Genomic DNA, 24,067 nt, shown 5'->3' with positions numbered 1-24,067 from the left:
CGGAGGGACCCGATCGAGGACACGGCGCAGCTCACGCTGTCGGCGCCTGAGCACGGGCGCGAGACGGACCGCTCGTCAGTCGTCGTTCGTGGGCGAGAAAGGCGTGACGGGCGCGGATTCCTCGATCTCTCGCCTGGGCGGGTTCTTGACGGAGAGCTGGCTGTCGATGAGGACGGCTCGACGCGGGCGCGGCGCGCTGACCTGCGCTTTGCAAAGCTCCTCGACGACGCGGCCGCGCAGCGCATCGTTCACTTCCTTGTTCTTGCCGGGTGGCACGCGCGCGCTGATCCGCAGGACGATCGAACCCTCGTTGAGCTCCTCCACGCCGACCTCCACCTGCCCCGGAGCGCCCGTCTGCAGCTCGACCTCCTTTTCGGCGACCCTCGCGAGGAGCTCACGCACCCGCTGCACGTCCTCCTCGTAAGGCACGTGCACGTCGACCACCGCGTTCACGTAGGATCGCGAATGGTTCGCGACCTTGCGCACCTCGCCATTCGGGATCGAATGGAGCACGCCGATGTCGTCGCGGATCTTCGTGATACGAACGCCGATCTCCTCCACGCGCCCCTGGATGCCGCCGATCTCCACGAGATCCCCGACGAGGAGCAGGTTCTCGAAGAGGATGAAGAAGCCGGCCACGATGTCCCCCACGAACGTCTGCGCGCCGAAGCCGATGGCCACGCCGATGACGCCGGCGCCGGCGAGCAGCGGCGTGGGATCGATGGAAGCCTCGCGCAGACCCATCACGAGAGCCGAGAAGTAAATCGCGTACCGCACGAAGCCCATGGCCACGGGGACCAGGGTCCTTCGTTGCTGGAGCGTCTGGGGGTTCTCCTCAGCCACCTTCCCGAGGAAAAGGTCGTTGATGAGGAGCACGCAGAGCTCGACGAGGACCCGGCTCGCATAGATTATCGCGATGATCCGGAGCCCGACCCGCCCCGCCTGCGAGAGCCACGTGTCGGGCGTGAGCGCGTCGGCGACCCACGTCGCCGCCGTGATGTACACGCAATAATCGACGACGCGCTTCGTGATCCCGAGCAGGTGCGACAGGTTCCCGAGGTACCTGAGCGGGCTCTCGAGACGGGCGAGCCTCGTGGAGTTGTCGAAGAGGACGTCGAGGAGGAGGTATCCGATCCCCGTCGCGAGGCGGCTCACGTAAAACGCGCCCAGCGTGTAGCTGGCGAGCAATACGGCGCGCTGGGTCCCCGGCGCGAGCGCGAGCTTCTCGGTGAGGAGGACCGCGGCGGCGCCGAGGACGACCACGCGGAGCGCCTTGCGCAGGCGGTTCGTGACCTCTGCGACCGGCACGCGCCGCTTCTCCAGCCAGTCCGAGCGCGCGACCGCCTTTCCCAGCGCGTCGGCGAGCCCCCGGGCGAGCGCGTCGACGAAGAGCGCGCCGACGGCGATCCCGAGCGCGGTGAGCAACCGCATCCTGGCGATCGCGGGATCATCTCCGGCGAGCCCGACGAGCGCGCTCTTCACCACGTCGAGGGCGCGAATTCCGCGAACCATGGCGAACGCCGCGCCGCCCATGAGCACGACCCCGACGAGCGCGACCCAGACGAGCGCGCGGCGACGGACGCGACGCCGGAACGACTTGCGCTCGTCGGCCGTGACGTGCTCCAGCGTCGGCGAGCGCAAGACGAAGGCGTAGCCCCGATGGATCAGCCTGACCACGAGCTCCGAGAGGAGCAGGAGCACCACGATCGCGATGCACAGCGCGACGAGGTTGTGGAGGAGCAGGTCGAGATGCAGCGTCATCGAGGCCGCCGAGGCTACCGCCCGATCTGGACGTTCTCAAGGACGCCGAGAGCGTCCGGCACCAGCACCGCGGCGGAGTAATAGGTGCTCACGAGGTACGAGGTAATGGCCTTCCCGTCGGTCTCCATCCTGCGGGCCGAGACGCCGGGCTCGATCTCCTCGGGGAGGCCCGTGCGGTGGAGGCCGATGACGCCCTGATGCTCCTGCCCCGTGCGCATGACGAGAATGGAGCTCGTCTTGTCCTCGTTGATCGGGATCTTGTCGCAAGGCAGGATCGGGACGCCGCGCCACGCCGCGACCTGCGTGCCGGAGAGCTCGACGGTGGTCGGGTAGATGCCCCGGCGACTGCACTCCCGGTGGAAGGCGGCGATCGTGCGTGGGTGCGCCAGGAAAAACTGCGACTTGCGGCGCCGGCAGAGGATCTCGTCCATGTCGTCGGGCGTCGGGGGGCCGCTCCGGGGATGGAGGCGCTGCTTCAGGTCGGCGTTGTGCAGGAGGCCGAAGTCACGGTTGTTGATGAGCTCGTACTCCTGCCGCTCGCGCAGGGCCTGGACGGTCAGGCGGAGCTGCTCCTGGAGCTGATCCATCGGATCATTGAAGAGATCCGAGACGCGCGTGTGGAGCCGGAGGACCGTCTGCGCGACGCTGAGCTCGTATTCACGCGGCGCGGTCTCATAATCGACGAACGTCCTCGGGAGCGCGCGCTCGCCCTTGTGACCGGCGGCGAGGGCGATCGCCGCCTGTCCGAGCTTGTCCTGCGGCTTCTTCAGCCGCTCCTTGAGCGACTCGACGTGCGCGTGCAGCGCAGGGGATCGCGAGATCAGCTCCTCGAAGGCGCGCTGCGGGAGCTCGAGCACGATGCACGGCGTGACGGCCCTGACCGAATAGGTCCACACGTCGTTCGATTCGATGACGGACTGATCCCCGAAATGGTCCCCATCCGCGAGGACGTCGAGGATCGTGTCGGCGCCGTACCTGCCTGCGCCGAGCTTCTGGGCCTTTCCGTGCGCGAGCAGGAAGATCGTCTCCGCTGGCCTTCCGCGCTCGGCGATCAGCGCGCCGGGCTTGACCTCTCGCTGGACGAACCGGCTCGCCAGGGTGTCGAGCACGGCGTCGTCCGAGAAGCCTTGCAAGAGCGGCAATTCGCAGAGCTCTTGCGGGATCACCTGCACCTTCGCCCCGACGTTGCCGAAGCTGAGCCGCCCGTCGCCGACGGCATAACTCAGGCGGCGGTTCACGCGATACGTGCCGCCCGTGACCTCGATCCAGGGCAAGACCCGCAGGAGCCACCGGGACGTGATCCCCTGCATCTGCGGATGCGACTTGGTCGTCGTCGCGAGCCTTCGCGCCCCCAGCGTCCCGAGGCTCGAGCGCTCACCATCGTTCCCGATCCCAGGGATTTCGGCGTTTGCCATGATGTACCTTTCCTTCTGCGGGCTTCGGAGAGCAGAGCGCTCCGCGTATCCCCGGCGTTTGCACGGGGCACACGCGGAGCGCCTACCGCTCGGGGCTCATTCGTGGGCGCGTCCGATCTCGACGCTCTCCAGGACGCCGAGCGCGTCGGGGACCAGCACGGCCGTCGAGTAATAGAGGCTGACGAGGTACGACATGATGGCCTTGTCGTTGATCCCCATGAAGCGCACGTTGAGGCTCGGCTCGACCTCGTCCGGAATGCCGGCGTGGTGCAGGCCGATGACGCCCTGGTTCTTCTCGCCCGCGCGCACGAGCAGGATCGAGGTCGTCCGCGTCTCCGAGACCGGGATCTTGTTGCACGGAAAGATCGGTACGCCGCGCCACGCCGGAACGCGGTGGCCGTTCACCTCGATGCTCTGCGGATAGACGCCGACGCGGCTGCACTCCTGGCCGAACGCCGCGATGGCGCGCGGGGGCGCGAGGAAGAACGACGGCTCCCTCCAGACCGTGGCGAGGAGCTCGTCCATGTCGTCCGGCGTCGGGGGCCCGCTGTGGGTGTGGATGCGCTGCTTCAGGTCGGCGTTGTGCAGGAGGCCGAACTCGCGGTTGTTGATGAGCTCGTGCTCCTGGGTCTCCTTCAGGGCCTCGATGGTCAGGCGCAGCTGCTGCTCCGTCTGGTTCATCGGCTCGTTGAACAGGTCCGCGACGCGCGTGTGGATGTGGAGCACGGTCTGCGCCACGCTGAGCTCGTACTCGCGGGGCGAGGTCTCGTAATCGACGAACGTGCCGGGAAGGACGGGCTCGCCGGAGTGGCCCGCCGCGATCTCGATCGCCGCCTCGCCCGTGTTGTCCTGCTTCTTCGCGGCGAGCGCCTTGAAGTTGTCGAGGTGCTTCTTCAGCGATGGGTGCTGGGCGACGAGCTCCTCGAAGGCGTTCTGCTGGAGCGTCAGCACCGTGACCGTCGTGACGGCCTTGGCCGTGAACGTCCAGTAATCCTGCGCCTCGAGGAGCGCCTGGTAGCTGTAATGGTCGCCGTCCGCGAGGACCGCGAGCACCGTCTCATCGCCGTACTTGCCCGCGCCGATCTTGTTGACCTTGCCGTGCGCGATGAGGCAGATGTGATCGGCCTCCTTGCCGCGCTCGGTGATGACGTCGCCGGGCTTGTATTCACGCTGCACGAAGCGGTTCGCCAGCGCGGTGAGGACCTCGACGTCCTCGTAGCCGCGGAGGAGCGGCAGCTCGCAGAGCTCCTGCGGGATGACCTGGATCTTCGCGCCGGTGTTCGTGAACGTCACCCGCCCGTCGCCCACCGCATAGCTCAGCCGGCGGTTCACGCGGTACACGCCGTTGACGTGCACCCACGGCAGGAGCTTGACCAGCCACCGCGACGAGATGCCCTGCATCTGCGGCGCCGACTTGGTCGTCGTCGCGAGCTGCCTCGCGGCCGCCGTCGCGAGGCTGGTCTGGTGCTGATCGATCGAACCCAGATTCCCTGTGATAGACATGAGTCCCTCTTTCCCGGACGGCTAGGGCCGCCCCTGCTTCACCGGCACGGACCGCGCCGTACCCATTGAAAGATCCGCCTTCGCAGCAGGAGCCCCGACGCCGGCTCTTCCGGCGCCGAAGAAGCTGCTGATACGCGCCGCAGAGGCGCCAAACCCACGCGCGCCATCGATCGCCCGTTCGATCGGCTGGCGCTCGAGCTCCGCGTCCACGTACCGGCTCGTCACGACGTGCCAGTGGAGGACGCCAGCCATGTACAATCGTTGCTTCTCGACGTATCCGAGCACGGCCTCGCGGGCCGCCTTGTCGAGCTCGAACTCGTCGAGGATGCGGGGCAGCTCGGTCGCGACGATGTGCTCGAACTCCAGCACGCGCGCCGTGAGCAGGTCATTGACGACCTCCTTGGCCCGCTGCGCGTCGCATTCGAGGAACCGCTCGGCGACCAGCACGAAATTGCTGAGCTCGCCCTCGAACTCGATCTCCTTGCGGTACGAATAGAGATCGTTGATCCACCCGCCCACGTCGGCCGTTGTGTTGTCGAGCCCTCGCATCGTCCGCGTGCGGAAGATCGGGGCCGGGACCACATCACCCAGCGTGAGCTTGGACAGGCTCATCGTGAGATCGGCGCCGAACGTCTTGCGGCGCATCTCGACGTAATCGACCGGATCCGGGATCCGGTTCTGGGTCTGGTTCAGGAGCTCCCAGAGCCAGCTCCCGGTCATGGTCTCGACGCTGCGGCGGAGCGATTGCCGCGAATTCATCGACATGGGGGAGGCCGTACGGATCCAGAGATCGAGCAGGCCGCTCTCCACCGGGTTCTCGGGCACCGGGGCGCCCGCGCAGTCGAGGGGCATGAACATCGAGAGCCGGGCGTTGAACCGCTTCGCGCCCGCCATGTCCCGCGTCGCGCCGAACACGAGGGGGAAATAATCGTCGCCGTACGTCCCCCACGTCAGCCAGGCCGAGCTCAGGTCGAGCTCGTGCGGGGACGCGTCCGGGTGAATGCCCGCGGCGCAGATGGGGAAATCGAAGCCGATGAACCTGCGCTCGTCCCAGATCCCGGACCCGAAGACGCCCGGCACCACGTCGAGCATCGCGAACTTCCGGGCCCACTCGAGTGTGTTCCGGCGCGCCGCGGCCAGATGCGGGCTCAAGCGGAGCTTGAACGGCATGTGAATCTTCGGGAGCGGCATCCTGCCCACAGGCTGGAACGGGGCGTGGGTGAGGGTCTTGATCCGCTGCAAACCGAGGGCGGCGGGCGTGAGCCTGATCCGGAACGCCGAGGTGCCGAGCCCCGTCGGCGTCCCGGGGAAATCGAGGACGTCCGCGGATTTGTCCGCGTTCTCGTTCATGTAGCGGCTCGACCGCATGTGCCATTCGTGGCCGCCGGACTGCCAATCCTGCAGCCCCTTCACGTACCTGGCGACGTCGAGGGCTTGCGCCGGCGTCAGCCCGTACTCGGCGCAGAGCGCCGGCACCTCGACGAGCGCCGTGTTCTCGAATTGCTGGAGCCGCGACGTCAGGATCTCGTTCGTGAGATCGGCCGCCTTTTGCGTGGGGACGCCGAGGAAACGCTCGAGGACGAGCACGCAGTTGGCGTTCTCCCCTTCGACCTCGACCTCCCGCTGGTACGAGAACAGGTCATTGCGCAGGTGGACGCCGTCCGAGAACGTGTCGCGCAGGACCTCGAGGGGGCGCGTCGCGGCGACGGCGGCCGGGACCTCGGCGCCCACGGCGATCTCGACGAGGCCCGCGGACCAGGGCGCACCGCCGACCTTGCGGCGCATCTCGATGTATTCGACCGGGTTCGCGACGCGGTTCTCCTGGATATTGGCGAGCTCCCACATGCATTCGAGCATCAGGTTCTTCGTCGCCTCGAGGAAGCGCTCGCGCCAGTGCACCGAGGTGAGCGGGACGGTCCGCGCCCAGAGGTCCGCGAGCGCGCGCTCGACAACGTTCGTCGGCCCCGGCGGCGTCCCCGTGGGCACGACGGGCATGAAGAGCGGCAGGCGGTCGAGGTACGCCTTGGCGCCGCGCATGTCCTTGGTGCGCTTGTAAATCTCGAGGAAATGGTCGTCGAAGAAGAACACCCAGACATACCAATCCGTGATCAGATTGAGCTCGGGCGCGGGCGCGTCGGGGTGGGTGTACGCGCAGAGCAGCGCGTAGTCGTGCGCGTCGAGGTCGCGCTCGGTCCAGATGGGTTTTTCCTTCGGGTTCTCCTCCAGGATACCCATCTCGTAGGACCAGGCCTTGGTATGCGCGCGCGCGCCTTCGAGGTGCGGATTGAGGCGCGCCGGATGCGGCATGTAGAAGTCGGGCAGCGTGAAAGGTTGCATATTCGCTGACTTCTCGCGCGCGACGTCGGTATGGGCGACGCGGGCGACCTGAATGTCTTGGCGGTCCGCATTCCGGACGCACCTCGGCCGCTCGCACGCAGACGTACGACGACGCGTTGGTAGGGATCGTCCCCACAGACCGATCGGGATCGTTCGGACGGGGCGGATCTAGTTCAGCCCAGCGCTCTCACCAAATTAACTGGTGACGAACTCCAGACCGCAGGAACTCCACAGCTGCTGCTTGGTGCGGAACCGCGCGGGCGCCGCGGCGACCGCTTGAGCTCCGCGGGCGGGCTCCGTCATGACACGATCACCCGCCGAGCCGGCCCGCAGCCGGTGAGCCCGCGACAGCAAGCACGTTTCAGTCAGCCCGCTCGTTTGCCCTGACCGCCCGGTGGTGTGGTACCTGCCCCGCACTGCCAGAATGCCGGAACCGCCAGGGCGCCACGAGACGCCAGGATCTTTGTGTTCTTCTTGGCGTCTCGTGTCGTCTCGGCGATCCTTGGCCGGATTTCTGACACATGAAATTAGGCTATACCCGCGCCGTCTCCTCGAGCTCCTTGCCGCGCGTCTCCGGCAGGAGCCACAGGATGAGCGCGAGCGCGACCAGCGGGAAGAGCGCCGTCGCGGACACCGCAGGTCCCCAGCCGATCTCCTCCGCGGCGAAGCCGACGGCGATCGGAGAGAGCATGTAGCCGATCCGGCCGAGCAGGTTGTTCGACCAGGCGATCGCGTCGCTCCGGAGGTGCGTGGGGAAGAGCTCGGTCATGTAGGCGTTCAGCACGGGGAGCACCCCGCTCGCGCCGAAGATGGCGAAGACCAGCGCGGCCGTGAGCGCGCCCCGCGAGCCCAGCGAGTAAGCGCCGAGCACGCCGGCCGCCGCCAGCGCATAGATGATCACCGCGCCCTTGCGGCGGCCCACCACGTCGAGCAGCTTGCCCGAGGCGAAGATGAGCGGCATCGAGACGAGCGCGGCGAACGTGATGCTGCCGCCCACCTCGCCGTCGCTGAGCCCGCGCTCCCGGAGCGCGAACGTCTTCCAGAACGTCACCGCGTTCTGGGTGCAAACGTACGTGAGCCCCCAGATCAAGGCGAGCTGCAGCATCCGCTTGCGGTGCGGCGTGCGCAGGATGCGCGTGAACGGCGGCGTCCCCTCCCCCTTTCGCTCGGCCGCCACCTGCTCGAACCGCGCCGTCTCGCGCAGGCCGCGCCGCGCGACCGCGATGAGCACGAGCGGGATGCCGCCGACGAGGTACACGCTGCGCCACCCGTAAGGCGTCGCGAGGAGCAGCGGAACGACGCCCGCGCACACGATGGATCCCAGGCTCGAGAACGCCTGGATGACGCCGATCACCATCCCGCGCCGATCGCTCGGGTACTCCTCGGCCGCGTACACCATGCTGACCGCCCACTCCCCGAGGAGGAAGATGCGCGCGAGGAGCTGCAAGACGGCAAAGACATAGACGTTCGGCGCGAACGCCGTCAGCACGGAGAAGATCGTGTACCCCGCGATGGTGACCGAGAGCACCCGCCGCCGGCCCCACTGGTCGGCCTTGCGCACGAGGAGATACGCGATCATCGTGCCCGAGTTGATGACCCCGACGAGGAGCCCCTCGTGGCGGGGCAAGAGGCCCATCTGCGCGCCGAAGTTGGGCAATATCTGCGTGAGCGCCAGGAAGTCGTAGCCCTCGAAGAACGAGGCCACGCTCAGGAACCAGAACAGCCGCCGCTGGTACGGCGTGAACGGCGTCTTCTGGTGGAACCCGTGCTCGTCGAGGGTCACGTGACGTCTCCTGGCCAGCTCCCTAGCGCAGACGGGCGGCGGCGGGAACAGCGGCCGCAGGGAGCGCCCGCCAGCGCGGAATCTGCGCCGCTGCGCACGCCTTGCGGCCGCGTGCGCCGGCCCGCCGCGGCGTCCCGCGGTCGCCCTTCGCGCCGAGTCGGCTCGTCCCGCCGCCGGGCCGTCGATCGCCGCTCCGGCCGAGACGCAGCGGCACCTGCCTTGCAAAGCGGCGGGTCGATGATCGAGAATCGATGAACCGGTCCGGCGATAGATGACCCACGAGCAAGATCCCATGACGGAAGGGCAACGGCGAGATGAACCGCCGGAGCCGCCGGCGCGCGAGCGAGCGCGCGGCGGGCGTGGCTCCACAGGAGCCTTGCTCCTCGCGCTCTGCGCCGCGCTCGGCGTGGCCGCCGGGCTCGGCGGGTACACCTTCGTTTATGCGAAGGGCGCCTCGTACCTGGGGAGCGATCCGTCGGCGTGCGCCAACTGCCACATCATGAACGAGCAGTTCGCCGGGTGGCAGCGCTCCAGCCACCGGGCGGTGGCAGGGTGCAACGACTGTCACGCGCCGCACACGTTCCTGGGGAAATATGCCACGAAGGCGTCGAACGGGTTCTGGCACTCCTTCGCCTTCACCTCGGGCCGCTTCCCGGACCCGATCCGGATCAAGCCCAGCAATTTACGCATCACGGAGGAGACCTGTCGCGGGTGTCACGGCGACGTCGTGGATGCGATCGACAGCGAGCACCACGGCGCCGCGGGGCTCTCGTGCGTGCGCTGCCATGAATCGGTGGGCCACCTGCACTGAGGGGCGCCCGCTGCACGAGGGATGGAATCGATGACGGAGCCGAAGGACGAAGGATCCACGCAGAAGAGCGAGCGCACCGGCAAGCCGCCGGCGCGCTGGCGCTACCTGCCGCTCGCGGCGCTCGCCGCGGCGGCGGCGACCGCCGGGATCGCCGCGCTGCTCGTGAACATCTTCGAGCACAAGCAGGAGGCGAAGAGCCCGTTCTATCGGGTCGTCGAGCTTGACGACACGATGGACGACCCGGCCGTCTGGGGGAAGAACTTCCCCCTCCAGTACGACGGCTACCGGCGCACGGTCGACCAGAAGCGCACGCGCTTCGGCGGGAGCGAGGCGGTGCCGCGCACGCCGACGGACGCCGATCCGCGCAGCGTGGTCGCGCAATCGAAGCTCGAGGAGGACGGTCGGCTGAAGACGATGTGGGCCGGCTACGCCTTCGCGCGCGACTTCCGGGAGGAGCGCGGGCACGCCCACATGCTCGAGGACCAGGTGTACACCGAGCGGCAGATCGCGGCGAAGCAGCCGGGCACATGCATTCACTGCCATGCGTCCGTGTACGTGCCGTACAAGAAGCTCGGCGGCGGCGACCTGATGCGCGGGTGGGAGGCGATGAACCAGATGCCCTTCCCCGAGGCGCGCAAGCTGGTGACGCACCCGGTCTCGTGCATCGATTGCCACGACCCGGAGTCGATGCAGCTCCGGGTGACGCGGCCCGGGTTCATCGAGGGGATCCGCGCGCTCAAGGCGTCGACGGGTGAGGCCAATTACGACGTCAACACGATGGCCACGCGCCAGGAGATGCGCTCGTACGTCTGCGGCCAGTGCCACGTGGAGTATTACTTCAAGGGCCCGGAGAAGCGGCTCGTGTACCCGTGGGCGAAGGGCCTCAAGATCGACGAGATCTACGCCTATTACGAGGAGAGCGGCCACTCGGACTGGACGCACGCGGAGTCGGGCGCGAAGGTGCTGAAGGCGCAGCACCCGGAGTTCGAGATGTGGAATCAGGGCATCCACGCGCGCTCCGGCGTGGCCTGCGCCGACTGCCACATGCCCTACCAGCGGGTCGGCGCGACGAAGATCAGCGATCACCACGTGCAGAGCCCGCTCCTCAACGTGAACCGCGCGTGCCAGACGTGCCACAAGTGGCCCGAGGACGAGCTCCGGCAGCGCGTGGAGACGATCCAGTCGCGCCATTTCGAGGCGCGCAACCGGGCGATGGACGCCGTGACCGCGCTCATCAGCGACATCCGCCGGGCGAAGGAGGCCGGGATGGCCGAAGAGGCGCTCGCGGGGCCGCGCGCGGCGCAGCGGAAATGTCAGTTCTTCGTCGACTTCGCCGAGGCGGAGAACTCGTCCGGCTTCCACGCGCCGCAGGAGGCGATGCGCATCCTCGCGTCCGCCATCGATACGTGCCGGCGAGGGCAGCTCGCGCTGCGAGACGGAACCCCGCCCGAACCGTGACCGAACCAACGTTCACGTCAACGTAAACGTGGTCGTGGTCGTTCGCGGCCTATCGTTGACGACCACGACCACGACCACGTAAACGACCACGTTCACGTCCACGTCAACGTTCGGATGTGGGAGAACGCGGCGCGAAGGTTGGTTAGCGCCTACCGCTCCTCGACTGCCATGCTCCTGGTCCAGGCCACCTGGAGAGCCGGACGGCGGGCCGCGCGGCTGCGCGAACAGGCCGAGCGGCCTCGTCATCACTCACGGACTGACGAGCTGGACCATGACTCCAGAGCTCCGGTGGAGCGCTCATGTGTCCCTCATTGCATTTGACGCGATTCGATCCAAAGCTCGACTCATCGCGAGATAGTGCTTGGATAATTCGTTTGAGATCCGTACGGTGTCGCCGAAAGGGGAAGACGCCATGACAACCTGCCGCAATCGTTCGAGCGCCGTCGCCGCGCTGGGTGCCGCCTTTGCGCTCGTCTCGACGTCGTGCGCGTCCGGAGATCCGGGCGCGCCGGCGGCCGGAGAAATCCACGTTTCGCACGTGGGCAAGGATACGGTCAGCACGTTCCTGAACCGGCTCGCGACGGAGACTGGCCAGGTCGTCGTGACCCGCGCCAGCGTCGATGACGCCTGGCAGAGCGTCACTCTGAGAGAAGAGCGCGGGGCCTCGCTCTACCTCGTGGAGGGGCCGCTGCCCAGCGCGGCGCTCCCGGGCGAGCGCGCGCGCGTCGGCGGGATCGCCGCCGTCGCCGTCCCGACGGGCCGCGACCCCCATGACTGGCTCGGCTCGCACCGCCTTCACGCGGAGCCGCTGGGGGAGCAGGATGTGGCCCTGTCGCGCGCTCCGGGAGCACAGAGGACCCGCGCTCCGGCCGGGACCCGCGCGCGGCGCGACGGCGCCGCCGCCGAGCTCGCCGAGCTCCACATCGACGCCGCGTTCCTCGAGGCGCGGCTCAAGGAGCTCTCCGGCGCCGCGCCCGTGACCGTCGGCGGCCGCTCGGCGGTCATCCGCGAGCGCGGCTCCGAGGACGGACGCGCGCTCGCCCGCGCCTGGATGCGCCAGCAATTCGAGGCGATCGGGTTCACCGTCGAGGAGCACGCTTATCAAAGCGGCTGGAGCCAGGGCGTCAACCTGACGGCGGACAGGCCCGGCGCCGATCCGTCGCGCGTCCTCATCCTCTCGGCGCACTACGACACCATGAGCAACGCGGGCGCCGACGACGACGGCTCAGGCATCGTGTCGTCGCTCGCCATCGCCCACGCGCTGAAGGACGCGAAGCTGAGCATCGGGCTCCGCGTCGTCGCCTTCGATCAAGAGGAGGACGGCCTCCTCGGCTCACGGGCCTACGCGAGCAAGCTCTACCGGAACGGGCAGATGGATCAGGTGGTCGGCGTCCTGGATCTGGAGATGACAGGCTACGACTCCAACGACGACGGGCACTATCACGTCATCCACTGCAACGAGAACACGTCGTCCGATCTGGCCGCGCTGGTCGAGGAGGCCGCGTCGCACGGCGAGCTCGGCCTGACCCGCGTGGACGCCTGCACGAACCGCAGCGATCACGCGGCGTTCTGGCGCTACGGGACGCCGGCCGTGGCCATATCGCAGGACTTCTTCGGCGACGACGGCAACCCCTGTTACCACCAGCGCTGCGACCGGGTCGATCAGCTCAACTGGGACTACATGCGGCGGCTGACCGAGGCCGCCGGGCGCGCGGCGGTGAAGCTCCTGATGGAGTGATTCGAGCGATCGCGCCATCAAGCAATCGAACGGGCGAGGCCGCAGCGTGCGAGGAGCGTGCGAGGAGCGTCCCAGGATCGCGCGAGGCGGCGCTACTCTGCCCGCCTCGCCTTCGTCTTCTTTTTCTTTTCTGGTCTGGTCAGCTCGCTGATGGCGGCCGCCAGCGACTGGAAGATGGATATGCCGTGCAGCTCGATCCCGAGGCCGACCATGCCCTGCGCCATCGTGGGCCCGACGCCGACGAGGCTCACGCGCGCGCCGAGCAGCCGGGTCGCCTGCGCCGTCTGCACCAGCGCCGCCGCGATCGCCTCGTCGACGAACGGCACGCCGGTCACGTCGAGCAGCACCCACCGGGCCCCCTCCCGCGCGACGCCCGAGAGCGCGGCCTCGATGATCTGCTGCGCCCTCGCGGCGTCGATCGCGCCTATCAGCGAGATGAGCAGCACCCCGGGCAGCAGCGGGATGACGGGACAGCCGAGCTCCCGCACCGTGCTCGCCAGCGCGCGCTCGCGCTCGTAGGCGGCGGCCAGCATGTCGCGCTCCGCCTGCAGCGCGACCGCCATCTCGTGCTGCTCGAACGCGGCGATCAGGAGCGACACCCACATGGACAGCGGGTGGAGGTTGTCCGCGAAGCTCTCCGTGTGCAGCCCTCCCATCACCAGGGTCCCCCAGTCGCGCTGCTGGCTCACGATGGGGACAATCACGAGAAAACCGCTCGGCTCGTCCGGCAGCGCGGCCGCGCGCAGGGCGGGCGGCGGAAAGAGGCCGGCCGGATACCGGCGCCCCACGAGCGCGGCCACGTCCGGATCGCAGGTGTGCACGCTCTCGATGACGGCCTCCGGCCCGTCCGCGCCCGGATCGTCCGCCCAGCGCGCGACGCACGCGACGCGCACGGTGGTGTGCGCCAGCCACGCCAGGCGCTCGTCGGTCCATACCTGCTTCGAGGTAAGGAGCCTGCTCATGCTCACGTTGGCGCGAACCAGCCGCTCGAGGCTCTTCACGCTGTACCGCTCCGCCGCCACGAGGGCCCGCTGCTGCGAGAGGCGCACGCGGTCGAGGAACCTCTCCAGCCGGCGCGCGGCGTCCGGATCCGAAGCGCCGGCGAGCTGCCGCGCGGCGGTCGCCTCGATATGCCTCACCACCGCGAGGAGGACGTCGATCCTGCTGTTGCGCGCGACCGCCGCGCCGAAGGCGCGATCGAGCGTCTCCACGTCCGGCAGCTCCGCCCCGGTGAGCGCCGCGCCGAGACCCCGCACGATCACCTCGGCCTCGGGCCAGGCGAGGGGCGCCTCGGCGGGCTGCGAGCACGTCGGCCCCTCGATCAAGCCGCTCAGCTGCCGGGGCAGCTCGCGCTCCCAGTCGCGGAGCGGCGCGTCGAGCTCCGGCGCGAGCGGCGCGGCCTCCCACGCAGCGCTGCCGCACGAGCGCCGCACCACGAGCTCGGCGGGGACGCGGGTCACGAGCTGCGGAGGAGGGCGGCCGTCGAGGAGATCGATGAGGCGCTCGACAGCCGTGCTCCCGAGGAGCACCGGGTCCTGCCGTATCGTGGTGAGCGGCGGCTGGCAGTGCTGGGCGGCGCTGATGTCGTCGAACCCCACCACGGCGATGTCCTCGGGCACGCGGTATCCACGCGCCCGAAACGCGTTGATGGCGCCTATCGCCATCTCGTCGTTGCCTGCCACGAGCGCGGTGCAGAACTTGCCGTCGCGCTCGATGAGCGCCCGCACGCGCTGCTCGGTGTACAGGATGTTGCACTCCTGGAACTCGGAGAGCAGGTTGAGGCCGGTCTCGAGGCCGCGCGCGCGCAGCGCCTCATCGAACGCGGCGGCCCGCTCGATGAAGTCGTCCGACGTCGCCTTGCCGATGTAGGCGATACGGCGATGACCGAGGCGGGCGAGGTGGTCGACGAGCTGGTGAATCGTACCGTGGTTCTCCGCCCGAACGACCGGGCAGCGCGAGCCGAGCGCGGGCGCGCAGAAGATCACGCCAGGCTTCCCATCGGAGAGCAGCTCCTCCAGGCCGTCGATGGTGTACATCGTTATCCAGCCGGCCACGTGGTGAAGCGCCATCCCGCGCGCGAGGACGTCCCGAGGCGTCGCGCGGATCAGGAGGAGCTCGTAGCCGCGCGCGCGCGCGGCGCGGTGCATGCCGGCGAAGGCCGCGGCGTTGAAGGAGTTGTCCAGGAAGACCGCCGCGACGCCGATCACCTTCGACGTGCGCTGTTCGACAGGCCCACTCTTCATCCCGGTCGCGTCCTCCCCCCACGTCGCACAGGCGAGCCTATCACCGTCCTCGACGAAACAACTGGAGAACTTCCGAGCAACCGGCTGGACATCGATCCGGAGCGCGCTTCGGGTGCGCGCATGTAATCAATTCTACACGGCCGCGCCGCAGAGATCGCTTCTACAGCGGCTTCCGCGCGGCGCGGGCCGAGCGGGCCAGCCGTGAATCGATGTTGTGGGGAGCCCTACGCAGGAGGCGAGAGGCGAGGGCGGAGATGGGGGGCGCTTCAGGGCGCGGCGGGCTCGCCCTGCGGAGCGCGCCGGCCGGCCGGGCGAGCGCGTCGGCCAGGGCGGGTAGCCGCGGGCGCGGTCACTTGCCTTGAGCGCGCCCGACGGGGAGCGCCGGGCCGACGCAGCCGCAGCCGCACGCGTCGGAGAATTGCTCCTCTCCCGGCGCGCAGATGAAGTCGACGAGGTGGCAGTACTCCGGATCGTGAGAGACGTAGCGGACGTCCGGATCCGCGGCGTCAGGGCAGGTCTCCGGCGCGGGGCCGACGCAGCCACAGCCGCACTCGCCGCCGAAGAGCTTCTCTGGCGGTGAGCAATCGAAGTCGATGAGGGCGCACTCGTTCGGATCGTGAGAGACGTAACGGACGCCTGGATCACCCGGGTCCGGGCACGCGGGGGGAGGCGCCTCGTCGATGCAGCCGCAGCCGCACCCTGGTTGGGTCATCAGCCGCTGTCCCTCCGCGCAGACGAAGTCGATGAGCGCGCACTCGTCGGGATCTTGAGAGACGTAGTGGACGCCAGGATCGCTCGGATCCGGGCACGCCCCGCCCCCGCCGCCCGTGGGAGGTTTACAGCCGAACAGCCCTACGATCGAAGAGGCCGCAAGAAGCAACAAGGCACAGGTTCGCATGGTGATCTCCGTATCTTTCTCGTGTGGGTTGGGAGCTGCGAGCTCCCCCTCGAGGCCCGTCTCGAGCCTCCCGGAGGAGCGGAGAGCTGGAATCGACTCAGGGATCGCCGGGCACGAAGAGCGTCACCGCCCGCCGGAAGACCTCCGGTGAAGACACCTCGATCAGCGCCACTTCCTCGCGCGCGGCGGCGCCGGTCGGCCGGTACACAACGCGGAGCTCTCCGGCGCTCCCCGCCTCGAGGACCACGGGGGCCGCCGTTCCCTCGAGGCTGTACTCGGGCGCCGGGGCGCGCAGCGCGATCCTGTCGATCGCGAGCGGCGCGCCGCAGGCGTGCGCGAGCGCGACGGCGCCGCTGGACGTCGCGCCGGCGGCCGCCTCGGGCAGCGCGAGCTCCCGCTCGACCTCGAAGCAGTCCGCGAGCGGGCGAGGCGACGGCTCGAGGGCGCCGACCCCGGCGATGAGGTCCACCGGCTCGGAGCGCAGCGCGCCGCGCCGCGCCTGGAGGCGCAGCTCGTTCCCGCGGAGGCCGCCGATGTCGAGCGCGAAGCTGCCGTCGCCCGCGACCGGCGCGACGACCGGGGGCGCGGTCCCATCGAGGTTCACCGCCCAGACAACGTCGGCGTCGGTCACGCTCCCGGGCGCGCCGGTGAGCTTTAGCGGGGCGGCGTCGCACTCGTCGCACACCGCGCCGACGACGTCGCCGGCGAGCGCCGGCGGCCGCTCGAAGGGCGGCTCCGGGATGGGGTTCACCCCGCACCCGGCGGCGCAAGCGACGAGAAGGACCGCAAGCCAGCGCATCACGCCGCCCCTCTGTTCAAGAGTCGCGCCAATACGATCCGCTGCTTTCCGCGGAGATCGTGGGCCCCTTTTGTACCATTCTGTACCATATTGTACCGATGGTACACCACGGCATTGCGCCAGGGGCCGTGGTCGATGGCCGTTACGAGGTGGTGCGCGCGCTCGGGCGCGGCGGGCTCGCCTCGGTCTACGAGGCGCGCGACCGGCTCTTCGATCGCGACGTCGCGATGAAGTCGCTGAGCTTCGGCTCCGCGGGCGCGCTCGAGGCGTTCCGGCGGGAGTTCTCGCTGCTCTCGGCCTGCGCTCACCCGCGCCTCCCGCGCGCGTACGACTTCGCCCGGACGACGTCCGGCGGCGCGCCGGGCCAGCCGCTCACGTACGCCACGACGGAGCTCATCCGCGGCCGGACGCTGGCCGAGCACGCGCGGGGGCGCGCCTTCCGCGCTGCCCTGCCCGTCCTGCTCGACGCGCTCGACGCGCTCGGGTGGCTCCACGGCGCCGGCATCGTCCACGGCGACTTCAAGCCCGAGAACGTCCTCGTGAGGGACGACGGCGCGGGCGTGCTCATCGACCTCAGCGCGGCGCGGAGGATGCGCGCGGACGCGGGGGACCTCTCGGGGACGGCGCGGTTCTTCGCGCCGGAGCTCCTCCGGGGGGCCCCGCCGAGCGCGCGCTCGGATCTCTTCGCGGTGGGGCGGACGCTCGAGGCCCTGTTCCCGCTCCTCTCCGGGGCGCCGAGCGCCGCCGTTCGCCGCCTCGCCGAGCGGCTCACCGCCGAGGATCCGGCGAGCCGCCCCTCCGGGGTCGAGGAGGTCCTCGAGGCCCTCTCCGCCGGTGGCCTGCCGCGGCGCGCGCCCGCCGTCGTGAGCGAGCCGGGCGAGATCGTCGGCCGGGAGCGCGAGGTCGAGGCGTTCGGCGCGGCGCTCGAGGCGCTGCTCCGCGGCGAGCGCGGGCCGCGCGCCGTGATCGTCACGGGCGAGGAAGGCGCGGGCAAATCGCGGCTGTTCCGCGAGCTCAAGTGGCGCGCCCAGCTGAGCGCGCAGGTCGTCGAGGGCGCGCCCCGCGGCGACGATCCGCTGCGCGCGCTGCTGGTCCGGGCGCTCGGCGGCGCGGCGCTCCCGGCCGGCGTCGACGCGCTGCTCGGGGCCCGCGGCGAGCTCGCGGGGGCGCGCGGGCGCGAGGGCGAGGCGGGGCGCGCCCCGCGGGATCCGCGCGATCTGCGGGATTCGCGCGATGTGCGGGATCCGTACGGATCGCCCGCGCCGCACCGGCCGCGCGTGCTCGCGATCGACGACGCCCACAGGCTGGGCGCGCACGACCGGGCGCTGCTCGAGGCGCTCGTGCGATCGACCGGACCGACGGACGCCGTCCTCTGGCTGATCGCCTCCGCGGAGCCGCTCGACGTGGGCGGCGGCGCGGTCGTCGAGCTCCCGCTGGGCCCGCTCGGCGAGGACGCGGTCCGGGTCTGGACCGCGCCCCTCGCCACGGCGGCGCGCACGTCGGACCTCCTGCGCGCGAGCGGGGGCCGGCCGCGCGCGCTCAAGGAGCTCTGCGCCGCGCTGGCGCAGCGCCGCCTGAGCGAGGCGGAGCTCGACAGGTTCGTGCACACGACGGGCACCCCGGAGCTCTGGCGACGGCGCGTGGCGGCGCTCGACCGCGGCGAGGCGCGCGCCCTCGCGGCGCTCGCGGTCGCGGACCCGCTCGAGCCCGAGGCCGCCGCCGCGCTCGGCGTGGGGCGCGCGGCGCTCGACGCGCTCGAGGCCGCGGGGCTCGCGCGGCTCGACGGCGAGGGGTTCCGCCTCGGTCAGCCCGGGCAAGCCAGGGCGATCCTGCCCTGGCTCGACGCGGGCGTCGTGCGCGAGATCGCGGCCGCGGTGGCGGCCCACCTCGCCGGCGCCGACGAGGCGGCCCTCGCCCCGGCGCTCCGCAGCCAGCGCGCGGCGGACCGGGCGAGGGCGCTCGTGCTCGCGGGCGACCACGAGGCGGCGCGGCGGGCGCTCGCCGCGTCCGGGCCGATGCTCGAGTGGGCGCCGCGCGCCTGGGTGCGCGCGGCGGACGCCGCCTGCGAGGTCCTGCCGGCGCCGCGGACGCTCGTGGCCGCGGCGTCCGCGATCGAGGCGGCCGGCGACCCGCGGCGTGCGCTCGCGCTGCTAGCGCGGGCGAGGCGCGCGCGGCCGCCCGCCGACGTCGGCGCGGAGCTCTCGTACCGGGCGGCGCGCTGCTACGAGAAGCTCGGCAAGGTCGAGCGGGCGCTCTGGCAGCTCGGGCGCGCGCGGGCCCTCTCGCCCGGGCCCTGGGGCGGGCGGCTCGCGAGCCTCTCGGCGCGCTGCCTGCTGCGCCTCGGCCGCTACGACGAGGCCCGGCGCGAGGCGGAGGGGGCGCTCGCGGCGCTCGGATCACGCGAGGTCGACGGCGCGCCCGCGAGCCGCGAGGCGCGCGAGGTCGGCGGCGCGCCCGCGAGCGGCGAGGCGCGCGAGGCCGCCGCGGAGCTGGCCGAGACGCTGGGCCTCGCGCTCGGGTACCTGAGCGACCAGGCCGGGGCGCTCCAGAGCCTGGCGCGCGCCGTCGCGCTGCGGCCGGCGTCGGGCTCGCCCCGCGCCCGCGCCCGCACGCTCAGCTACCACGCGCTCCACGCCTACCGCGCCGGCGACGCGGCCCTGGCGGCGCGCGGGTTCCAGGAGGCGCTCGACCTGGCGGAGGCCGAGGGCCTCGGCGACCTGCTCGCGACGGCCGCGCTCAACCTGGGGACGGCGAGGCACCAGCTCGGCGACTGGGGCGCGGCGCTGCGCTGCTACGAGCGCGGGCTCCGGGCGGCGATCGCCTTCGCCAAGGAGCGGACCGAGGCGACGCTGCGCTTCAACCTCGCCAAGATCCACGCGGACGTCGGCCTGCTCGATCGCGCCGAGCTCGCCGTCGCGCGGATGCGAGCGCCCGAGGGCCCGAGGGCCCCCGAGGAGATCGCCGTGGCGGCGCTCGGGCTCGCCGCGGAGCTCGCCGCCGCGCGCGGGGCGCTCGGCGAGGCGGCGCGGCTGCTCGAGGAGGCCCGCGCCGGCCACGCGGCGCGCGGATCGAAGCGCGAGGCGTGCGAGGCGGTGATCCACGCCGCGGAGGTCGCGCTCGCGGCGCGGGACAGGGCCGCGGCGGGCGCGCGGCTGGCCGAGGCCGCGGCGCTGCTCCGGGAGGCCGACGCGGCGGACCTCGCGCTGCGCCACGCGACCGCGGGCGCGGAGCTCGCGCTGGCCCGCGGCGACACGGGCGCGGCCCTCGCCGAGGTGCAGCGGGGCGCGGGCCTCGTGGCGAGGGTCTCGCAGCTCGAGCTCCACGCGAAGCACGAGGAGGTGTCCGCCGCGGTGCTCCGCCTCCGGTCGGCGACGGCGCTGGCGGAGCGGCACCGCACGGCCGCGCTCGAGTGCTGGGAGCGCATCGGGAGCACGCTCCCCGCCGAGCTCGCCGAGGTCTTCTGGCGGCACCCCCGGCGGGCCGCGCTCCGCGGCGGGCCCGCGCCGCCGGGGGCCCGCATGGAGCTCGTGCTGAAGCTGCTCGAGGTGAACCGGCGCCTGAGCTCGACGCTCGACGCGGAGGAGGTGCTCCGCCTCGCCATGGACGCGGCCATCGAGCTGACCGGCGCGGAGCGGGGCTTCGTGATCCTCGCGTCGCCATCGCCGGAACCGGGAGGCCACGCGAAGGGCAGGCTCGAGGTCGCTGTCGCGCGGAACCTCGATCGCGAGCGCGTCGGCAAGAGCCAGCTCAAGTTCAGCCACGGGATCGCGAAGCGGGTTGTCGAGCGCGGGGAGGCGGTGCTCACGGTCGACGCGCTGGCCGACGAGCGGTTCCACGGGAACGCGTCCGTGCACGGGCTGCGGCTCCGGTCGATCGTGTGCGTGCCGATCCGCGCGCACGGGGCGGTGCTCGGCGCTGTGTACCTCGACAACCGGTTCCAGCGCGGCAAGTTCGCGGAGGGCGACGCGGATCTGCTCGGCGCGTTCGCGGACCAGATCGCGGTCGCGCTGCACAACGGCAGGCTGATGGCCGAGCTCCGGGACCGCACGCGGGCCCTGGAGGAGGAGCAGCGGCGCGTCGCGGAGCTCATGCGCTCGCAGGCCGACGAGATCGAGCGGCTCTCGCACGAGCTCGAGCGGACCCGGGCGGACGCGCGCCGCGACTTCCCGGAGATCGCGGGGAGGAGCGCGCCGATGCGCGCGGTGCTCGCGCTCTGCGAGCGCGTCGCGGAGAGCGACGTGACCGTGACGGTGACCGGCGAGAGCGGCACGGGCAAGGAGCTCGTCGCGCGCGCGATCCACGCGGGCGGGCCCCGTCGGGACGGGCCGTTCGTGGCGGTCAACTGCGCCGCGCTGCCGGAGGCGCTGCTCGAGTCGGAGCTCTTCGGCCACGTGAAGGGCGCGTTCACCGGCGCGGTCCGCGATCACGGCGGGTTGTTCGTCTCGGCGCGGGGCGGGACGCTGTTCCTCGACGAGCTCGGGGAGGTGCCGCTCGGCGTGCAGGCGAAGCTGCTCCGCGCGCTCCAGGAGCGCTCGGTCCGCCCGGTGGGGTCGGACCGGAGCGTCTCGGTGGCCGACGTGCGGGTCGTCTGCGCGACGAACCGGGATCTGCGGGAGGAGGTCGCCCGGGGGCGCTTTCGCGAGGATCTCTACTACCGGGTCAGCGTCATCGAGATCCGCCTGCCGCCGCTGCGGGACCGGCCGGACGACATCCCGGCGATCGCGCAGGCGATCGTCGAGAAGCTCGCGGCGCGCCAGGGCCGCCCGGCGTTCCGGCTGTCCCGGGGCGCGCTCCGGCGGCTCTCGTCGTACGGCTGGCCCGGCAACGTGAGGCAGCTGGAGAACGTGCTCTCGCGCGCGTGCGTGCTCTCGCCGGGCCCGGAGATCGGCGCGGCCGACATCCAGCTGCCGGCGGCGGCTCCCGCGCCGCGGGGCCGGTCGCGCGCCGAGCACCAGGGCGCCGAGGAGGAGCGGATCCGCGCCGCGCTCGAGCTCTCCCGGTGGAACGTGAGCGAGGTGTCGAGGAGCCTCGGGATCCCGAGGATGACGCTCTACCGGAAGCTCGCGCGCTATGGGCTCTTGCGGAAGGAGTGAGGCTCAGCGCGCAAGCCGGGAGGCGTCGCCGCGAGGTGAGGGCGCGCGGAGCGCGGATCGACTCATGGCCGCGTACTCGGCGTCGTCCGCGACGCTGCGATCGAGCCACGCGCGGGCCCGCGCTCGCTCTGCGGGATCGATATCCGGCTGGCCCGCGATCACCTGCATGGCCCGCATGATCGCGAGGTGCTCGCGCCTGCGCTCGAGGAGAGGTTGCCGCTGATTGAGCTGCAGCACCTCGTCGATCGTGGCTTCGGCGCGCGGATCCCCCTCGATGGCATAGGCGTACTCGTCGCGAAAGCCAATGATCCCGCTCGGGATCCTCCTGCGCGGGATGAACGAGGAGCGGCGCCTCCGCGGCCAGCTTGGCGCGCGTTGAGCGGGCGCGCTTCCGGGGATCACGCAACGGGAACAGGTTCCTCTTGTGCTTCTCGTTGCAGAGCACGCACGAGAAGAGGAGATTCTCCCACGCGTACGCCAGCCAGTAGTATCCCGGGCGCTCGATGGGCGCCGTCCGCGCCTGCTGCACCGCGGCCTTGGGCCGATAGTGCTCCACGTCCCCGTGAGCGACGTGCTTCACCTTCGACTCGCAGTAGCAGCACTTGCCGTGGTGAGCCGTCTCCAGCGCCGTCTTCACGGCGGGGTGGGCATAGACGGCGACCTCGAAGTCGAGCGTCGCCGCGCCGCGCTGGATCGACGCGCGGGCGCCGCGGTACGAAGCGCAGACGGCCGCGCGCGCCGCGGGCGCCTTGTCTCGCAGCTTCCTGGGCGCCTGCTCCGGCTTCTTGACCCGGATCATCTGGAGGCGCCGCCACCGGCCTTCTTCAGCGAACGCGCCGCCTGCTGGATGATGTCCATGGCCTCCATCTGCTCGGGCGTCTCGCCGGTCGGCAGCTCGCCGATCTCTCGCTCGACGCGCTCGAGCGCGCGTCGATCCGCCGTCGAGAGGCGGGGCTTGGTCAGGATCTCCCGGCGTTCGGCGAGGAGCGCGTCGAGCACGGGCGCCCGCGCTCGGCAGCCCAAACAGGTCGCTCGTCAGGATCTGATCGACCCGCCAGTTCCGGACCGCCGCGCCGCTGTTGTCGATGACCACGTGGTCGCCCTCACGGCGCAGGACGACGATGTTGGCGTTCACGAGCGGGCTGTGCGCGGTGACGATGAACTGGACGTTGGGGAAGCGCTCCGAGAGATAGCTGAGCAGCTTCCGCTGCCAGGCTGGATGCAGGTGCAGATCGATCTCGTCGACGAGGACCACCGCCGGTTCCGCGAGGGGGTTCTCGCTGTCGGGGTAACGCTCGTAGAGGCGGCTGGCGAAGTCGACCATCCACGCGAGCAAGGTCTTGTAGCCGAGGCTCAGGCCCTGGAGGGGCACCCGGCCATAGGGCGCATCGAGCAGGATACCGGGGCGGGGGCGTGCAGGGTTATCATCCAGATCGGCGAGGATCTGGATGTCCTCGACCTCGGGCAGCAGCTCGATGAGCATCGACCGGACCGCGTCCCGCCGGGCGCGAGCCTGCGCCTGGTGCGGTGAGGGCTTGTTCGCGGCGTAGTCGGCCTGGAGGAGCCATTCCTCGGCGTTGCGCAGGGGAACGTGTTCGTCGAAGAGGGTGGCGATGGGATGGTCGCCACGGGGATCCGTCAAGGCGCTCGCGCCCATGCGACGCGAGGCTCCGTAGGCAACACAGAACAGATCGGCCAACTCGACCCGCTTGGCGATATTGCCACGACCTCGGAAACGTTCGACCTTGGCATGCAGTGTCTCCGCGTGGAACTTGGCTTCAGGTGCAGAGATCAAGCCGCCGAACGAAATACGGCTCTCGAGGATTGCAGTTCGTGCCGAGGTGCGTAGCAGTTCTTCATTGTTGATGAGAAACTTCGATGGCGATATGATGTGACAGATAACGTACTCCGGCTCTGCAGCCAACACCGGCCGGCTGGCGACGAGCGCCTTCAGCAGCGTCGTCTTTCCTACCCCGTTGTTCCCCAGGATCACGGTCCACTGCCGCGGCTTTCCCTCGCCGTTCGACAGGTCGAGCGTCTGCGCCGGCCCGAAGCAGCGCACGTTCTCCAGCGTGAGCGACAAGAAGTAGACGCCACGGGCGCCCTTGCTCGGCCCCAGCTTCCGCGCGACCCGGCGCTTGGCCCCGCCCGCCGCTGCCTTCCTCATCGTCATCTCGCCTCCCTATCGCCCATCAACCCGGCCAGGGCAAGCCCGGCCGGCAACGGCA

At 70.8% G+C, this 24,067-nt stretch carries 14 protein-coding genes and 1 pseudogene; 4 read left to right on the top strand and 11 right to left on the bottom strand.

The annotated features are described in order from the left end of the window. Positions 1 to 75 precede the first annotated feature (75 nt). The 5 genes from WME95_RS08215 to WME95_RS08195 form a co-directional block, all read right to left on the bottom strand. Positions 76 to 1,761, bottom strand: coding sequence for a mechanosensitive ion channel family protein (locus tag WME95_RS08215; RefSeq protein WP_437907862.1), 1,686 nt, complete (start codon positions 1,759 to 1,761; stop codon positions 76 to 78). 14 nt (positions 1,762 to 1,775) lie between these two features. After that, on the bottom strand, positions 1,776 to 3,176 hold the full coding sequence (locus WME95_RS08210; protein ID WP_437907861.1) for a family 2B encapsulin nanocompartment shell protein: 1,401 nt from the start codon (positions 3,174 to 3,176) through the stop codon (positions 1,776 to 1,778). A 96-nt stretch (positions 3,177 to 3,272) separates the two neighbouring features. After that, positions 3,273 to 4,679: a family 2B encapsulin nanocompartment shell protein gene (locus tag WME95_RS08205; protein ID WP_437907859.1), complete on the bottom strand. Its 1,407-nt coding sequence runs from the start codon at positions 4,677 to 4,679 to the stop codon at positions 3,273 to 3,275. Between the two features lie 21 nt (positions 4,680 to 4,700). Continuing rightward, entirely contained in the window at positions 4,701 to 7,016 is a 2,316-nt protein-coding gene (locus WME95_RS08200) for a family 2 encapsulin nanocompartment cargo protein terpene cyclase (RefSeq protein WP_437907857.1), read from the bottom strand. Positions 7,017 to 7,548: 532 nt separating this feature from the next. Continuing rightward, a complete protein-coding gene (locus WME95_RS08195; protein ID WP_437907856.1) occupies positions 7,549 to 8,799 on the bottom strand; it encodes an MFS transporter in 1,251 nt (416 codons plus the stop codon). A gap of 292 nt (positions 8,800 to 9,091) precedes the next feature. Between WME95_RS08195 and nrfH the strand changes: the two genes are divergently transcribed. The 3 genes from nrfH (at position 9,092) to WME95_RS08180 (ending at position 12,806) form a co-directional block, all read left to right on the top strand. Then, positions 9,092 to 9,610 carry a cytochrome c nitrite reductase small subunit gene (gene nrfH, locus WME95_RS08190; protein ID WP_437907855.1) on the top strand — a complete coding sequence of 173 codons (519 nt, stop codon included), beginning with the start codon at positions 9,092 to 9,094 and terminating at the stop codon, positions 9,608 to 9,610. 30 nt (positions 9,611 to 9,640) lie between these two features. After that, complete coding sequence (locus WME95_RS08185; RefSeq protein WP_437907854.1) at positions 9,641 to 11,068, top strand: ammonia-forming cytochrome c nitrite reductase subunit c552; 1,428 nt, start codon at positions 9,641 to 9,643, stop codon at positions 11,066 to 11,068. A gap of 412 nt (positions 11,069 to 11,480) precedes the next feature. Continuing rightward, positions 11,481 to 12,806 (top strand): M28 family metallopeptidase, encoded by a 1,326-nt coding sequence (locus WME95_RS08180; RefSeq protein WP_437907853.1) that lies wholly within the window; start codon positions 11,481 to 11,483, stop codon positions 12,804 to 12,806. A 92-nt stretch (positions 12,807 to 12,898) separates the two neighbouring features. Here the strand turns inward: WME95_RS08180 and WME95_RS08175 are convergent, their stop codons facing one another. The 3 genes from WME95_RS08175 to WME95_RS08165 form a co-directional block, all read right to left on the bottom strand. After that, the gene (locus tag WME95_RS08175) at positions 12,899 to 15,049 is read right to left on the bottom strand and encodes a substrate-binding domain-containing protein (RefSeq protein WP_437907852.1); all 2,151 of its coding nucleotides are present in this window, start codon (positions 15,047 to 15,049) and stop codon (positions 12,899 to 12,901) included. Positions 15,050 to 15,398: 349 nt separating this feature from the next. Next, positions 15,399 to 15,947, bottom strand: coding sequence for a hypothetical protein (locus WME95_RS08170; protein ID WP_437907851.1), 549 nt, complete (start codon positions 15,945 to 15,947; stop codon positions 15,399 to 15,401). Positions 15,948 to 16,044: 97 nt separating this feature from the next. Then, positions 16,045 to 16,746, bottom strand: coding sequence for a hypothetical protein (locus WME95_RS08165; protein WP_437907850.1), 702 nt, complete (start codon positions 16,744 to 16,746; stop codon positions 16,045 to 16,047). A 98-nt stretch (positions 16,747 to 16,844) separates the two neighbouring features. On the opposite strand from WME95_RS08165, the gene WME95_RS08160 reads away from it, so the two are divergent. Then, positions 16,845 to 21,839, top strand: coding sequence for a sigma 54-interacting transcriptional regulator (locus WME95_RS08160; RefSeq protein ID WP_437907849.1), 4,995 nt, complete (start codon positions 16,845 to 16,847; stop codon positions 21,837 to 21,839). Between the two features lie 3 nt (positions 21,840 to 21,842). Here the strand turns inward: WME95_RS08160 and WME95_RS08155 are convergent, their stop codons facing one another. From WME95_RS08155 to WME95_RS08145, 3 genes and pseudogenes are all read right to left on the bottom strand, one after another. Beyond that, positions 21,843 to 22,241 carry a hypothetical protein gene (locus WME95_RS08155; protein ID WP_437907848.1) on the bottom strand — a complete coding sequence of 133 codons (399 nt, stop codon included), beginning with the start codon at positions 22,239 to 22,241 and terminating at the stop codon, positions 21,843 to 21,845. 393 nt (positions 22,242 to 22,634) lie between these two features. Continuing rightward, on the bottom strand, positions 22,635 to 22,838 hold the full coding sequence (locus WME95_RS08150; RefSeq protein WP_437907847.1) for a hypothetical protein: 204 nt from the start codon (positions 22,836 to 22,838) through the stop codon (positions 22,635 to 22,637). Between the two features lie 193 nt (positions 22,839 to 23,031). After that, positions 23,032 to 24,006, bottom strand: a pseudogene (locus WME95_RS08145) (AAA family ATPase); the annotation flags it as partial. Positions 24,007 to 24,067 lie beyond the last annotated feature (61 nt).

The organism is Sorangium sp. So ce327 (genome assembly GCF_051530205.1).
GTDB lineage: Bacteria > Myxococcota_A > Polyangia > Polyangiales > Polyangiaceae > Sorangium > Sorangium cellulosum_B.
Note: the sequence above shows the minus strand (reverse complement) of the source record. Positions and strands in the feature narration are given on the sequence as shown.